The sequence below is a fragment of the Paenibacillus tarimensis genome (assembly GCF_021532315.1).
Lineage (GTDB): Bacteria > Bacillota > Bacilli > Paenibacillales > Paenibacillaceae > Paenibacillus_I > Paenibacillus_I tarimensis.
Genome location: NZ_JAKGAO010000033.1, coordinates 29,294 through 46,277 on the forward strand (window position 1 = coordinate 29,294; position 16,984 = coordinate 46,277).

The window sequence follows — 16,984 nt, forward strand, 5'->3', positions numbered from 1 at the left end:
ACTTTACAGCTCGAACACAATGTCTCCGTCTATCGCACGGTCTTCACCCGCAGGGGTCTCCGACAGCCGGATATCATCCAGCCTGATCATCGGGTCTTCTGCAGCCGTCTGCAGGATGCGGCAGTAATCATCCGCCATTTGCCGGATGGTTTCCTGACGGAATAATGCCGTGCAGTACTCCATACTGAAGCTGAGCCTGCCGTCTTCCTCCACGGCCATCAGCGTCACATCGAATTTTGCGGTCTTGTTCGCCACCGGATATGGACGAAGTGTCACTGTTCCCAGGTCCACTTCCGGCTCATCCAGATTCTGAATAACCAGTACAGCATCAAACAGCGGGCTTCTGCCAGGGTCAGCTGCCATCTGCAGCATCGGCACCAGCTCATCCATCGGATAATCCTGGTTCTCGTAAGCGCCCAGCGCCAATTCCTTCGCCTGCTGCAGCAGCTCGCTGAATGTCCACTCTCCGCTGCTGCGGATGCGCAGCGGCAGCGTATTGACAAACATGCCGCATACCTGCTCAAGTCCTGCGTAATGCCTGCCTGCCACCGGCGAACCGACAATGATATCCTGCTGCCCCGAGTACTTGGACAGCAGAACATGAAAGGCAGCCAGCAGGTACATATACAAGGTCGATCCTGTCTCCGCAAGCCTTGTCTGAATGACGGAGGCAAGCCGCTCATCCGCTTCAAATCCCAAGCGGTCCCCGTCATAGCTCTTATAAGGCGGGCGCACGTAGTCCGTTGGCAGCTGCAGCACTGGCAGCTCTCCGGCCAGCTGCTCCAGCCAGTACCGCTCCTGTCTGCTGAACAGCCTATCCTTCATTTGTTCCTGCTGCCAAACGGCAAAATCCTTATATTGAACAGCAGGCTGCGGCAGGGTTTCTCCGCGGTATAGGGCTGCAAACTCTGCCGCGAGCAGACCCGAAGTAACGCCGTCCGATACGATATGATGCACGTCCAGCATCAGCAGCGTCTGCTGCTCCGACAGTCGGATAAAGCCTGCCCGCATCAAGGGGGCGCTGCCAAGGTCGAATGGACGGACGAACGCTTCGATAATGGTCTGTACAGCCTCATCCACAGCCGGCTCTTCTACATCCCCGCCCAGCCGGTATGCCTCAAGCTCAAGCCGGGCATCGCGGTGAATCCGCTGAACCGGCTCTCCGCCAACAAGCGCAAAGGATGTTTGCAGCGCTTCGTGCCTGCGAACCAGCTCCTCCAGCGCCTGCCGCAGCCGGTCTTCATCCAGCCGGCCTTCCAGCAGCGTAAACTGCGGAATGTTGTAGCTTAGCTCAGCACCCGGCATCTGGCTTGCGATGAACATGCGCTTCTGGGCAGAGGATACCGGGTAGCTGTCGCGCTTCTGAGCCGGCTTAATGCTGTGTGAGCGGCTTGAATGCCTGCCTTCCAGCAGAGCGGCCTGCTCCCGCAGCACCGGGCTTTCGAAGATCTCCCGGATTGTAAGCTCCGCCCCGAGCTGCCCCCGAACCTGGGCGGCAAGCGCCATCGCCTTCAAGGAATGTCCGCCAAGCTCAAAGAAGGAATGCTCTCTGCTGATCTGGCCGGAATCAACTCCCAAAATTTGTGACCAGATCTGCGCCAGCCCGTGCTCCATATTGGTAAATACTTCGGCTTCAGCCGCATCTCCGTTCAACCCGTCAGCCTGCAGCCGTGTTGGCTGCGGCAGCGCCTTGCGGTCGATTTTCCCGTTAGGGGACAGCGGCAACTCGTCGAGGATCAGGAACACGGAAGGCACCATATAATCAGGCAGCAGTGCTGCCGCATGCTTCCGCAGCTCGGCTGCGCCAATCTCCCCTCCGCTGCTCACGAGGTAGGCACACAGGTAACGGCTGCCCTGGCTGTCTGTAGCATCCAGCACCACCGCCTCGCGAACCTGTGGATGCTCGACCAGCTTCGCCTCAATCTCGCCGAGCTCCACGCGGTAGCCGCGTATCTTCACCTGGTTGTCTCTGCGTCCATAGAACGCCAGCGTACCGTCCGGCAGCCACCGACCCAGGTCACCCGTTCTGTACATCCGAACACCAGGCTCTGAGGCGTACGGATCCTCCATGAACACGGCCTTCGTCCGTTCCTCATCGTTCAGGTACCCCCGCCCGACGCCGATACCGGATACGCAGATTTCGCCCACCGCGCCCACTGGCAGCAGCCGCAGCTGCCGGTCGACGATATACAGATTCATGTTGCGGACCGGTCTTCCAATCGGCACCGGATCAAGCTCGGGCGCCTGCTCCATCATATACTGGCTGATATCGTCCGCCGCTTCGGCTGGACCATAGGCATTAACCATGCGAATATCCGGGCACAGCTCAAACCACTGCTTCACGATAGCCGGCTTGACCGTTTCGCCTGTAATCATCAGATATTGCAGGGCCAAACCGTGCCCCTGCCTCTCGCGGATTTCATCCATCAGCAGAGCCAGGTAGGAAGGCACTACCTCAAGCACCGTAACCCCGTCTGCGGCAATCTGACCCAGGAACCGCCGCGGCTCCATAATCACATCATTGGAAGCAATCGCCGTCGTACCGCCGATCGTCAGCGCCGCGAACATCTGCCAAACCGAGATGTCGAAGCAGTGATTGGCGTTCTGCGCAATAACTGACTGGCTGTCAAGCGACAGTTCCTCAATCTCGGCGTTAATGTGATTCAGCATGCCCGCATGCTCGATCATGGCCCCCTTCGGCTTGCCTGTAGAGCCGGATGTATAAATGACATAAGCCAGGCTGTCACCCGAAGCCACCGGTGCCAGGTTATCCGCCGGCCGGGAGAGAAGCGTCTCCTCGTCACGGTCCAGCAGGATGCAGTTCACTGCAGATAGAGCCTTCTCCGGCAGATCAGCCATATAACCAGAGGCCGATACCATATAAGGCGCACCGGATTCCTGCAGGATTGCAAGCTTCCTGGAAGCCGGATAGTCCGGATTAACCGGGATATAAGCGCCGCCCGCCTTCCAGATTCCAAGAATGGTCTCAATCATGCGCGGCGAACGCTCCATCAGTACGGCTACGAGTGTCTCGCGGCCCACACCCCTGCTGCGCAGCTCATGCGCCAGCTGATTGGCATGCCGGTTAACCGCTTCATAGCTGTGCTTCTCTTCCCCGAACACAACCGCTGTCCGCTCCGGCATTGCTGCCGCCTGCTGCTCGAACAGCAGCGGAACCGTCTCCCGCATATCGACCGGAGCCTTCCGGGCATTGAAGCCCGCTGTCAGCAGATGCTTGTCCGCCGCTGTCAGCAGCTCGAATTCTTCCACAGGATGCTCCGGCCCGGCAGCAGCCTGCTCCGCGATCTGCCGGAAGTGGCCGGCGAGCTGGCGGATGATCGCCTCGTCGTAAACGCGGGTGTTATAGCTGAACTTGACGAACAGCTCCTCGCCCGGGCCTACCGTTATATCAAAGTCGTAGCTCGTTTGCTCATATACTTCGGTGTCAGTCACCGAAAAGCCCAGTCTGCTCTGCCCGTTCCGTGATTCACCGTCCTGATGTGCCGGCGTATTCTCGAACACCAGAATGTGATCGAACAGATGCTGCTTCAGCGGGCTTGCAGCCTGAATGTCCGCCAGTGACAGGTAATCATGCTGCATGGCCTCAAGCGCGGACTGTTTGGACTCCCGCAGCAGCCCGCTAAAGCTCTGTCCCGCGAACCGGAATCGCACCGGTATCGTGTTAATGAAGAGTCCGATCATATCCTCGATCCCTGCTACCTCCGGCGGCCGTCCCGAGACAACTGAGCCGAACACGACCTCATCCGTATCGTTGTACCGCTGCAGCACTACCGCCCATACAGCCTGCACAACGGTGTTCAGCGTTACTTCTTGCAAGCTGGCCAGACGAATCAGCTCCGATGTAAGGCCGCGGTCAAGCGTAAAGCTGACGACCCCCTGCTCGTAGCCTTCCCTGCGGCCTGCAGCCGACTTTGGAAGGGTAACCGGCTCTTCATAGCCAGCCAGATAAGCCTGCCAGTATGCTGCTGCCTCCTCACGCTCCCGCTCCTGCAGCCAGTTGATATAGTTCCGGTAAGGAGCACGGGCGGCCGGTTCAGGCGTTTTGCCTGCAAGAACAGCCTCGTAACAGGTGAACAAATCCTCGAACAGCGGTCCAAGGCACCAGCCGTCCATCAGAATATGATGATGGGTCCACACCAGACGCCATTGCTCCCCGCCCAGCTTCATAACCGTCAGCCTGACAAGAGGATCACGCGTCAGATCAAACCCCCTTTCCAGATCCCCCTGTTTGAACCGAGCCAGCAGCTCCTCCTGTTCCTCAGCCGGCCTGTCCGACCAGTCCGCCAGATGAATATCCGGTACGGCTTGGTCCAGGACTACCTGGTACGGCCGGCTTAAGCCTTCATACACGAACATTGTTCTGAGCACAGGATGGCAGTCGAAGAGGGCAGTAAGACTGCGCCGTAAAGCCGCCGCGTCCAGCTCTCCTTCCAGCCGCAGAGACATCTGCTCCACGTAAGCGGATGAATCCGCATCCTTCAGGGCATGGAACAGCATGCCCTCCTGCATCGGAGTGAGCGGATACAGATCGGCAATTCCGGCGCCTCGTTGTGCAGCCAGCGTCTGAATCCCTGTCCACTCCTGCAAGCTAAGGTCATAACAGCCATAGTCGCTTGGCGTGCGCACCGTCTCCGTCAGCTGCGAGCAGTGGCTGATAATCTCCTCCAGATAATGACGGAAAAGTCCGATCAGCCGTCCGGCTGTACCATCCTCGTATTGAAGACCGTTATAGGTAAGGGAGAAGGTCATTCTGCCTTCCACGACCATGCCGTTGAACTCCAGCTCAGCCTGCCGCTCCATATCCGGACTGATCAGCTCGCCCATGGACAGGCTGGACAGCTCGAACAGCTCGCTTGTGATATCCTGGTCGAATTGCCCCAGGTAGTTGAAGCTGATTGCCGGCTGAACCCTGCTGCCCACGGAAGTCTCTGCCCAGTCCGCCGGGCGCCTGCCGAGCTGAGTCAGAATGCCGTAGCCAATGCCGCGCATCGGAATTTTGCGCATACTCTCTTTCATGCTCTGGATGCAATCAGCCAGTGTACGGCCTCCCGCCAGATCCAGCCGCACAGGAAAGGTGCTGGTAAACCAGCCGACTGTCCGGGAGATGTTCATATCATCCCGGATCTTCTCCCTGCCATGCCCCTCCAGCGTCACAAGCGTCTGCTCCAGACCGCTCCACTCACGAACAGCCAGCCCCAGTGCGGTTAACAGCAGCTCGTTCACTTCCGTTCCATAGGCCTGTGATGCCTGCCGGAGCAGCCTGCCGGTATCCGCTTCGCTTAGCGTTACGGTTAAATTCCTGCTGGTCCGGTACGTATTCGTATCCGCGCGCCGATCCGCCGGGAATGCCCCGGGGCCTTGTTCTGCCGCCGCGGCTGTTATATTCCCCCAATAAGCCGCTTCCCGCTGCAGCCTTCCGGTATCCGCATACTCCCCAAGGGCTAGTGCCCAATCCTTGTAGGAGAAGGTTTTCTCCTGCAGCGTAAGCGGCATCCCCTCCAGTGCCTGCCGGTACAGAAGGTTGAAATCCTCCAGCAAAATCCGCCAGGACACCCCATCCACTACGAGATGGTGCACCGTTAGCAGCAGATGGTCACCCTCGGGCGCCTGCATCAGTACCGCCTTGACAAGCGGCCCGTCGTGCAGGTCGAAGCTCTGCTGCGTCCGTTCAATGAGCTGCTCCATCCGCTGCGCAGGGTTCGGTTCAGACCGCATATCCCTTACCTGGAAGTCGAACGTCTCGCCCTCAAGGCCACGAATGATCTGCACGGGCTCCTGCCCCTCTCCGCCGTAGCGGAATACGGCGCGCAGGGCATCGTGATGCTGCGTCAGCTTGTCCAGCACCGCATACAGCTTGGCCGGCTCGAACCGCTCCCTGCGGAAAAGCACGACCGACTGGTTGAAATGATGCGCATCCGTAAACTGCCGGCCGAAGAACCAGCGCTGGATCGGCGTCAGCGGCACCTCCCCGGTTACAGGCCCCTGCTCCGCCCTCTTCAGCACCTTGGAGAGCGTCGCTGCAAAGCGCTTCAGCACAGGCTCCTGAAACAGCTCCTTCATCTCCATGGCATAACCCGATTTATATAAACGGGACGAGACCTGGATCGCTTTAATCGAATCGCCGCCAAGCTGGAAGAAGCTGTCCTCTCGTCCAACCCGGCCGGTACCGAGCACCTCCTGCCATATGCCGGCAAGCAGCTGCTCTGTCTCTCCGCGCGGAGCTTCATACCTGCTGCCGCCCGGCTGTCCGGCTGGCTCAGGCAGCGCCTGCCGGTCCGCCTTGCCGCTAGGCGCAAGCGGAATGCTGTCCAGCTGCATGAAGCGGGTCGGTATCATATAGTGCGGCAGCCTTCCGGATAGAGAAGCCTGCAGCTCACCGGTCTGCAGCGGGCCGTTCCACTCCTGCTCTGCCACTACATAGGCACAGAGATAAGCGGCTCCGTCTTCGCCGGTCCGGTCCATTACAACGGCTTCCCGTACGCCCGGACAAGCAAGCAGTGCCTCCTCGATTTCTCCAAGCTCAATACGATAGCCGCGAATCTTCACCTGATGGTCGATCCGCCCAAGGTATTCGATCCGGCCATCCGGGCGGAATCTGGCAAGGTCACCGGTCCGGTACAGCCGCTCTCCCTTCCGGTAAGGATGGTCCACAAACCTCTCGGCTGTCAGCTCCGGCCTGTTCAAGTAACCTCTGGCCAGACCCGCACCGCTCACACACAGCTCACCCGGCACTCCGATCGGCAGCAGTCGCTGACGTTCATCAAGAATGAACGCCTGCATATTACCGTTCGGTCTGCCGATTGTAATGTCGGTCTCCCCGCCGGACAGAACAAGATGCGTCGAAGTGACGCTGTTCTCAGTCGGACCATATTCATTAACTAGCACGGTTTCGGGGCAGTGATGCCAGTGCGCCTGGACCACAGCAGCGGTCAACCGCTCCCCGCCCAGCGAAGCAATGCGCAGGGTCTTCAGCTGTTCCGGCTCGGAGCAGCCGAGAATACCTGCATACAAGGATGGTATGCACATCAGGTGCGTGGCCTGCTCGGAGACGATCTTGTCCCTGATGCCTGCCGGATCTCTGGCTTCCCGCTCATCCAGCAGGACAACCGCCGATCCGCCAAACAGGGGCGACAGGCAGCCGATGATAAAGCCATCAAAGGCGTACGGATAGATGGCCAGTGCCGTGTCCCGGCTGCTAAACCGGTATACGCTTTGACGCCACTGCAGCGTGGCTGCAATGCTGCGGTGTTCAACCATAACACCCTTCGGCAGGCCGGTTGAACCCGAGGTGTAGATGACATAAGCCAGATCCCCGGACTGTGCGGTCCGCGGCAGGTTGTCGCCCTCATACTGCTCAAGCAAAGCATGGTCCCTCATATTAATCACGCGGACGCCGTCAACCGGCAGCAGTTCCGCTGCAGCATCGTGGTTCGTCACGATCAGCCGGACTCCGCTGTCACTGGCAAAATACCGCAGCCGATCCGCTGGGTAGCTTGGATCCAGCGGCAGATACGCCGCTCCTGCCTTCAATACCGCGAGCATCGCCGTTACGACATCTGCGGAGCGGTCCGTCGATACTCCGACAATCTGCCCTGGTGCGGCTCCCTCACGGCGCAGCAGTCTGGCCAGCCGGTTCGCCCGGTCATTCAGCTCAGCGAAGGTCAGTCTCCTGCTGTTATCAGACAGTGCGGTGTGTTCCGGCGCGCGGGCCGCCTGCTCTTCAAACAGCTCATGCAGCAGCTTGTCCGCCACCTCCAGCTCCGTGCGGTTGAACGCATGCAGCAGCAGCTCCTTCTCCTGCTCCGGCAGGCAGCTCACATCCGCCAGAGTCATTTCCGCATCCCTGGTAATCAGGTGCAGAAGCTCCTGATAGTGCGCAGCCCAGCGCTCCATCGTCTCCGGATGGAACAGATCGGTGCTGTATTCCAGCTCAAAGCTCAGACCGCCGCCATGCTGCGATCCAATTAATGTTAAATCGTATTTGGCCATATCGGCCTGTACAGCAAGCGGCGTGACTTGCAGCCCGCTCAGCTTGAGCTCTTCCTCATCCATGTTCTGCAGCGCAAACATCGTATCAAACAGCGGATTCCGACCGGTATCCCGCTCAGGGGCAAGGCGGTGAACCAGCTCCTCAAACGGGTAATCCTGGTGCTCCAGCGAATGCAGGACAAGCTCCTTGATTTCCAGCAGCAGCTCGAGCACCGTCTGTTCCGGCCGGGAGGCCGTGCGCAGCGGCAGCGTGTTCACGAACATGCCCAGCATCTGATGCATGTCAGCATGCGTCCGCCCGGATACCGGCATGCCGATTACAATGTCCCGCTGGCCGGAATGGCCCGCGAGCAGCAGATGATAAGCGGCGAGCAGCACCATGTACAGCGTGGAGCCGGTATCTGAAGCAAGCTGCTCAAGCCGTGCCGTAGTGGCAGAGTCCACGGCAAACACCGTACGGCTGCCGGCAAACCGGCGCACGGCCGGCCGGGTATAATCGGTTGGCAGCTGCAGAACCGGAATGCCATCTGCGAAGGTGTCCAGCCAATACTTCCCGTCTTCTTCGCTTCCCCCAGCTGCAAGCCGCTCATGCTGCCAGACCGCATAGTCCTTGTAATGAAGCTCAAGCGGAGCAAGCGTCTCTTCGTTATACAGCTCTATAAAATCACGGACAAACAGCGCAGTACTTGTACCGTCGGTAATCAGGTGATGCATGTCATACAGCAGGACATGCCTGTCCTCTCCAAGCTTCAGCAGCTCCATCCGCATCAGCGGCGCATGATCCAGCTCGAACGGCCGGATGAATTCGGTCTCCATGTAAGACTGAATATAACGTGCCAGCCCTGTCCCTTCTCCAAGCTCCGCTGGAGGATGCAGTTCATGCACCGGCAGCCTGAACGGTGCAGGCGGCATAATCTGCTGGACCGGCTCGCCATCCGCCATAACAAAACGGGTACGCAGCGCTTCATGCCTGTCCAGCATCCGCTCCACCGCCTGCTCCAGCTTCTCTCTGGACAAGGAGCCTTCCAGCAGCAGGGCGCCAGGCAGATGGTAGCTCGTGCCGATACCTTCCATCTGGCTGAGCACATACAGACGGCGCTGAGCCGGGGAAAGCGGGTAATACGGTCGCACTCCTGCCGCCGGAATGCCTTCCGGACCGCCGGCGGGCGCTTCTTGTCCTCGCCTGCGCTCTTCCAGCAGCTCTGCCAGCTCCCTGATTGTCGGGCAAGCGAAGATATCGCGGATTTGCACCGGTATATCGATGCTCTGCTGCAGTTCCGCTACCAGCATGACCGCCTTAAGGGAGTGGCCCCCCATTTCGAAGAAATGGTCCTGCCGTCCCACCTGCGGCAGTCCGAGCACCCTGCCCCACAGCTCGGCAAGGTGATTCTCCAGTTTCCCCTCAGGCGCCTCATAACCGGAAACTGCGGGAGCAGCCGGCTTCGGCAGCGCCTTGCGGTCGACTTTTCCGTTCACATTAACCGGTATCCGCTCCAGCTCCATAAACACGGCCGGAACCATATAATCCGGCAGACGCTCCTCGAGCTGCTTCCGCAGCTGCTGCGTCTCTGCCTCGCCTTCCTGCTGCGGGACAAAATAAGCACAGAGGTAAACCTGGTCGTTGTCATCCTTAAGCGGTACAACTACACAGTCCTTAACGGCTGCCAGCTGCATCAGCTGGGTCTCAATCTCGCCGATCTCAATACGGTGGCCGCGAATCTTCACCTGCTGGTCAATCCGGCCTAGATACTGGATGTTGCCGTCCGGCATCCAGACCGCGAGATCACCCGTCCGGTACATCCGCTCGCCGGGCTCATATGGGTTGGCGATAAACTTCTCATCCGTCAGCTCCGGCTTGTTCCAGTAGCCCCTGGCCAGTCCGCTTCCGGAAACACACAGCTCGCCCGGTACGCCTACCGGTACCTGCTTCCCGCCTTTATCGAGCACATAGACGCGATGATTGTGGACAGGGACTCCAATCGGAATGTTGTCCTGTTGCCGATCCACATAATAGTAGGTAGTGATGACTGCATTTTCCGTCGGCCCGTAGTTATTGACCAGCTTATAGGTCTGGGGCACATACTGCTTCAGCTTGTCACCCGCTGTCAGAAGCATCCGGAGTGAACGGTTCTGGACCTTCATAAACTGCTCCGCAAACTGGGTTGGCAGGTATGTAATAGTAATGCGGTTGGTTTCAAAATAACGATTCAGCCGCTCGATATCGAGACGGATGTCCTTGTGAAGCATATAAATAGAGGCCCCGCATAACAGGTAGGGGAAAATCTCCCACACCGAGCAGTCAAAGCTGAAGCCCGCATATTTGGCTGTCCGGTCCTCCGGGGTGACACCGTACTCGTTGTTATGCCAGAAGCACAGATTGACGAGCGCGCTGTGTTCAATCATGACGCCCTTCGGCTGTCCAGTCGAACCGGATGTATAAATAACATAAGCCAGGTCATCCGGCCTGCTGATTAACGGCAGACTTCCATCCGGGAACGGGACATCCACGTTATACAGCTCTTTATCCTCCAGGTTAAGGCATTCGCCCGCGAATGAAATAGTGCCCATAAAACGGGTTTGCGTAAGCAGAATTTCCGCTCCGCTGTCCGCGAGAAAATACTGTACTCTCTCCTGCGGATAACCGGGGTCGATCGGCAGGAATGCTCCTCCTGCCTTCAGTACCGCCAGCACGCTGACGATCATCTCGAGCGACGGCTCCACCATGATGCCGACGATGCTTTCACGGCTTACGCCCCGCCCGCGCAGACGTGCTGCGAGCCTGTCTGCGCGGTGGTCGAGCTCCCCGTAGGTCAGCGAGGCATCCTCGAATACCAGCGCTCTGCGCTCCCGGTGCAGCTCCACTGCTTCGGCGAACAGCTCCATGTAGGACTTATGCAGCGGGTATTCTCTTGCCGTATCGTTAAACGAGGCCAGCAGCTCAGCTTCTGCCTCCGTAATGATTTCAATGGTATGCAGCGGGACGGCAGGATTGCCGGCAACCGCTTCGGCAAGCTTCAGCAGGTGACCGCCGATAGCTGCGACAAAGCTGCTGTCATAAACAGCTTCGTTATAGTTAAAAGCCAGCTTGAGCTGTGCCCCGGGAACGACCATTAGGTTAAAGTCATAGCTTGTCTGCTCGAAGACGCGGACATCCTCTATTGCAAAGCCAAGCCCCGGGTAGCGGCTGTCGAGCGCCTCATCGATCGGGTAGTTCTCAAATACGACAAGGTGCTGAATAAGCCCGCTGCGCAGCACGGAATCCGCCTGAATTTCGGCAAGCGGGAAGAAGGCGTTGTCGTTTGAGCGGAGTGACTGCTGCTGAATAGCCTGCAGAAGCTCCATGAAGGTTTGTCCCGGTGTACTCTGCACACGGACCGGAATCGTATTAATGAACAGTCCCACCATCTGCTCCACGCCGGTTAACGCGGATGGGCGGCCTGATACTACCGTGCCGTAGACCACATCATCGCTGTAATTGTATTTCTGCAGCAGCACGCCCCAGAGTGCCTGCAGCACGGTGCTTAAGGTAACGCCCTGAGCCCTCGCAAGCTGTTCAAGCTGCCGTGTCAGTTCCTCGGGAAACCGGAATTCATGCTCTGAACCGCGGTAAGGACGGTCCGTCTGATCCTGACGCATTCCCGGCACCACAGCTTGCTGCTCGTAACCTTCCAGGCATTCCTGCCAATAGGCTCTTGCTCCGTCCTTGTCCTGCTGCAGCAGCCATTCCATATAATCGCTGTATGGATAGACTGCCTTTTCCAGGATCGGAAGTCCGCCAGCGAGCGCTTCGTAAGCCTGAAAGAAATCGTCCAAGATTATGCCGAGACACCAGCCGTCCATAATGATATGGTGGAAGCTCCAGACTATTACGCAGCTGTCCGGCCCGGTGATCAGCACCGATACCCGCATCAGCAGGTCGCTGGTCAGGTCAAAGCCCTGCCTGCGGTCTTCTTCCTCATACCGGCGGATGAAGGCCCGCTGCTCTTCCTCCGGAAGAGCAGCGATATCCTCCTGAATCAATGTAAGCGTCCGCTCCTGCAGCACAACCTGCAGCGGCTGCTCGACATTTTCAACCAGGAACACCGTCCTCAATACATCATATCTGGCGATCAGCGCGTTCATGGATTGTTCAATATAATCAAGGTTAACCGTGCCTTTAAGCGTTAAGGTCATCTGCTGGTGATAGGCGGGATGATCCTGATCCAGCAAGGAATGAAACAGCATGCCTTCCTGCATCGGTGTCAGCGGGTAAAGATTTTTGATCTGTACGCCATCCACTTCGTTTCACCTACTTTAGTTTTTTGTTGAGCAGCTGGCTGATCTGGCTGAGCTTGTCAATCGACAGCTTGTTGTACACCAAGTCCGAGGGACTGACCTCTGTGCCGGTTTTGCCCATGCAGTGGCTTATTATGGCCTGCAGCTGCTCCTTGTAAAGGCCGGTGAGCTCTGCTATCGCCGCTTCCTCATATTCGCCGCGGCTGTAGCCGACCGTCATCCGCAGCCTCCCGTCCGCCACCATGCCTGTCCACTCCATTGCATAAAGCTTGCGGGCACTGGGGCTGATATTCGTGCCGCTGCCGAGCTTCGACAACGAGAATACTCCGTTATCCTGCGCCTGATCTGACTGGCCCAGATAGTTGAAGCTAATCTCCGGCTGCAGTCCGAACCGCAGCTCCTGCCGCTGCTCCTGCGGTGTCAAATATTCCAGCACGCCGTAGCCGATGCCATGGTTAGGAATCCGGCGCAGACTGTCCTTGACCGACTTCAGCATATATCCCATGTCATCGGGACGGCTGGCATCCAGGACGACGGGGTACTGGGCAGTAAACCAGCCTATTGTCCGGGAAATATTGTACGGCCTGTCGAGTTTCTCCCTGCCATGGCCCTCCAGATGAATAAGCGTCTTCTGCCGGCCCGACCACTGCCTGAGCGCCAGCGCCAATGCCGTAAGCAGCACATCATTAATCTCCGTACTGTAGGTCCGGTGCACCTGCTTCAGCAGCTGTTCAGTCTGCTCCCGCGTGCATTCCATGACCGCCTCGGCCTGCTCCTCAGGCCGCCGCTGGCCTGCAATCCTGCGGGCCGGAAGCGGTCCCGGATTATCCTGTTCCACCGCCTGCCAGTAAGGGATCTCCTTCAGCAGTTCACTGTGGACCGCATACTGCCGGACCTTGTGCGCCCACTCCCGGACTGACAGCGTCTTCGCCGGAAGCCGAACCGCCTCTCCGCGTTCCGCCTGGACATAGGCCTCAGCCAGATCCTCCAGCAAAATACGCCAGGAGACTCCGTCCACCACAAGATGATGAATTACAATGTGCAGGTGGTCACCACCCGCGGTCCGAAGCAGTGTGAAGCGGTACAGCGGGCCCTTCTCTATATCGAGGCTTCTCTGAGCTGATTCCACCTGCCGGGAAATATAAGCCTCCCGCTCCCCCTCTGTCATGCTGCCTGTCTCGACGATATTCAGCGTGACCGGGCCAATCTCATGTGCGCTGAGATTCCGTGCTGTCCAGGTCCCACTAACTTGTCTGAACACCATACGGAGCGCATCATGATGGACAACTATTGCCGTTAGCGCCTGCTTGAGGGCATCCGTGTCAAAGCCGCTGCTCCGCTGGAGCATAACTGCCTGGTTAAAATGATGCTGCTCCTCAAAGGCTTGGCTGAAGAACCAATGCTGAATGGCCGTAAGCGGCACATCCCCGGTCACCTCATCCTGGCTGATCGTCTCCTCATCTTCCTTGATATGAGGTGCCAGCTGCATGAGTACCGGATGCTGGAACAGATGCTTCATCTCCAGCACCAGCCCCTGCTGATGCAGACGGGATGAAACCTGAATGGCCTTAATTGAATCGCCGCCCAGATTGAAGAAATGGTCATGAATGCCGACCCGCTCCGTGCCCAGCACCTGCTGCCAGATTTCGGCGAGTCTGCACTCCATCTCGGTACGCGGCGCCTCGTAGATCTCAGAAGCCCCGCTGCTTACATCCGGTGCAGGCAGCGCCTTCTTGTCGAGCTTTCCATTAGGGCTCAGCGGCAGACGCTCCAGATGGACAAAGTAGGCGGGTACCATGTAATCCGGCAGCGCCTCCTCCAGGAAGGTGCGGTACGCTGCCGCCTGCCTGGCTGTGACGGTGTAAGACGGGGCCGGACTGCCGCCGTCTGCCCTGCCCGCCGCATCCTCCGGTATAATATAGGCGCATAGATAGGGCTGCCCATGCTCGTCCTTCCGGTCAAGCACGACCGCTTCCGTGACACTCAGATGCAGACGCAGGCGGGCGGCAATCTCCTCCAGTTCAACACGGAAGCCGCGGATCTTGACCTGCTCATCAAGCCTGCCAAGAAACTCAATCGTACCGTCTTCCAGCCACCGCGCCATGTCTCCCGTCCGGTACATGCGGCGGCCGGTTTCCGGATGCGCAGTAAACTTCTCAGCCGTCAGTTTAGGCTTCTTCCAGTATCCGCGCGCTAGGCCGGGACCTGCCGCACACAGCTCGCCCGGAACACCGATCGGTACCGGTTGTCCAGCCCGGTCTACAATATAGATTTGATGGTTGCCGACAGGTCTGCCGATTACTGCAGTCCTGCCCGGTTCAATCCCAATCTGGGCTGCAGTCGCAATCGTGTTCTCGGTCGGTCCGTATTCGTTAATCAGCAGCGTCTTCGGCAGCATCCGCCGGCTTCTGGCCACGAGCTCTTCTGCCGGCCGTTCCGCCGCGAGAATGACGGTCTTCAACTGATCCAGTCCGCCGCTCGTTTCCGCAAAATCCAGCAGCGCCTGATACATCGAAGGGATCGCGCTGAACGACGTGACGCCATGCCGGGAGGCAAGCTCCCGGATAACCTTGTAATCCTTGCTGTCTTCATCTCTCACAACTACCAGGCTGCCGCCTGTTAGGAGTGCAGAGTAGAGGCTTGCTCCATATCCGTCGAAGGAGAACGATATCATCTGCAGCGTCCGGTCATCCGCACCGATGCCGTAAGCCTGCGTCCGCCAGGCCGCATAGTTGACAACGCCCCGGTGCGCAATAGCCACACCCTTGGGCAGCCCGGTCGAGCCGGACGTGTAAATGATGTATGCAAGATCATCTGCCTGGACGTCCAGACCTAGATTCTCCTGATTCGCCAATACACCCTGACCTGGGGCAGCAACCGGCTCCTGGCTCAGCGGGAGCACCTTAATGCTTCCGGGCAGCAGCTGCGATGCTTCCTCCAGATCCGTTAAGACGAGCTGCATGCCGCTGTCCTCTGCCATGTGGGCTATCCGTTCGCGCGGATAGGAGGGATCAATCGGCACATAGGCCAGACCTGCCTTCAGAGTGGCCAATACAGCGGCAATCCGGTCAACCGGATGCTTCGCCATAATGCCGACCAGCAGGCCGTCCTCCTGCCCGCGCCGGCGTTCATGCGGTACGTGAAGGCCTGGATGGCTGGCCCGGATGGACCGCGCCAGCTGGTTCGCTCTGGCGTTCAGCTCCGCATACGTAATCGTGTCATCGTTGTACAGCACCGCAGGGTGCTGCGGCCGCTTCATAACCTGCTCCTCGAACCGCTGGTGGATGGTCGCCGGCCCCGTTACCGCCCACCGGTTGACGGCATATTCTTCCGTAACTTTTGCCCGCTCTTCCCGCGACAGCAGGCTGAGCTCTGACAGCCGAATCTGTCCTCCGCATTCCGCCAGGCTGCTGAGCAGCTGCATGTAGTGAGCAGCCATCCGTTCTACTGTTACCTGCTGGAATAGCTGTACGCTGTATTCGAAGCCCGCACTGATGCCGTCCAGCTCTTCAGCGGCAAACAGCGTCAGATCGAACTTGGCTGTACGATGCAGGTAATCATAAGGTTCAATGCTGACCTGGTCCATCAACAGGCTGCTCCGGTCCACATTTTGCAGGATGAACAGGACGTCGAACAGCGGATTCCGGCTCGCGTCCCGCTGCAGCCCAAGCTTGTCCACCAGCTGCTCGAACGGGTAATCCTGGTGCTCGAAGGCACGCACCACGCGTTCTTTCAATTGATCAAGCAGGCCGCCGAAGGTCAAGTCCTGTCTCGGCCGGCTGCGCACTACCACGGTGTTGACGAACATTCCCACTACCTGCTCGAGGTCTGCGTGGGTTCTGCCGGCAACCGGCGAACCGATCAGGATATCCTCCTGATCCGAGTACTTGGATAACAGCACGCTGAAAGCAGCCAGCAGGACGGTGTACAAGGTTGTTCCCGAAGCATCAGCCATTGACCGGAGTCTTGCTGTCAGCTCCGCATTTATCCGGAAGCGGACATGGCCGCCTTCGAAGCTTCGCACTGATGGCCGCGGATGATCCGTTACCAGATCAAGAACCGGAATCTCGCCCGAGAGCTCGTTCAGCCAGTAGGATTCATGTTCCCGCTGGGCCTGCTGATACGGCTCCTGCAGCTGCCAGCAGGTATAGTCTTTATAATGAAGCGGAACCGGCTGAAGCTCCTGCCCCTTATAAAGCGCGCACAGCTCCTGCATCAGGAGAGGCACTGACATCCCATCCGCAATGGTGTGATGAATATCAATCAGGAACAGGTGCCGGTCACCCGCGAGAGGCAGCAGACCGGCTCTGATCAGCGGGCCCTTCTTCAGGTCGAACGGCTTGAAGAATTCTTCCACCCGCCTCCGGACGTCAGAGCTCTCTTCCTCGCCTGCTTTCACTGCTGTCCGGGGCAGCTGCTCAATTACCGCGGCCGCCTGCGGGTCGATCCGCTGCATCAGCTCGCCGTCCACGTAAGCAAACGAGGTGCGGAGCGCTTCATGCCGCTCCACCACCTGCTGCCAGGCCCTTTGCAGCCGGGCTTCGTCGAGTGTTCCCGTCAGGCTGTAAGTCATCGTAATGTTATAGCTCATGCCAGCGCCGTCCATCTGGCTTAGGGCAAACAAGCGCTTTTGCACCGCGGAAGCCGGGTAGAACGGCTGCTTCGGCGCCTGCGGGATGCGGGTGTACGCTTCTCCCTG

2 protein-coding genes are annotated in these 16,984 nt (G+C 58.6%); both read right to left on the reverse strand.

Going from position 1 to position 16,984, the window contains the following annotated elements; genetic code table 11:
- Positions 1–3: 3 nt before the first annotated feature.
- Positions 4–12,288 carry a non-ribosomal peptide synthetase gene (locus L1N82_RS21955; protein WP_235289592.1) on the reverse strand — a complete coding sequence of 4,095 codons (12,285 nt, stop codon included), beginning with the start codon at positions 12,286–12,288 and terminating at the stop codon, positions 4–6.
- A gap of 10 nt (positions 12,289–12,298) precedes the next feature.
- Complete coding sequence (locus L1N82_RS21960) at positions 12,299–16,963, reverse strand: non-ribosomal peptide synthetase (protein ID WP_328284513.1); 4,665 nt, start codon at positions 16,961–16,963, stop codon at positions 12,299–12,301.
- Positions 16,964–16,984 lie beyond the last annotated feature (21 nt).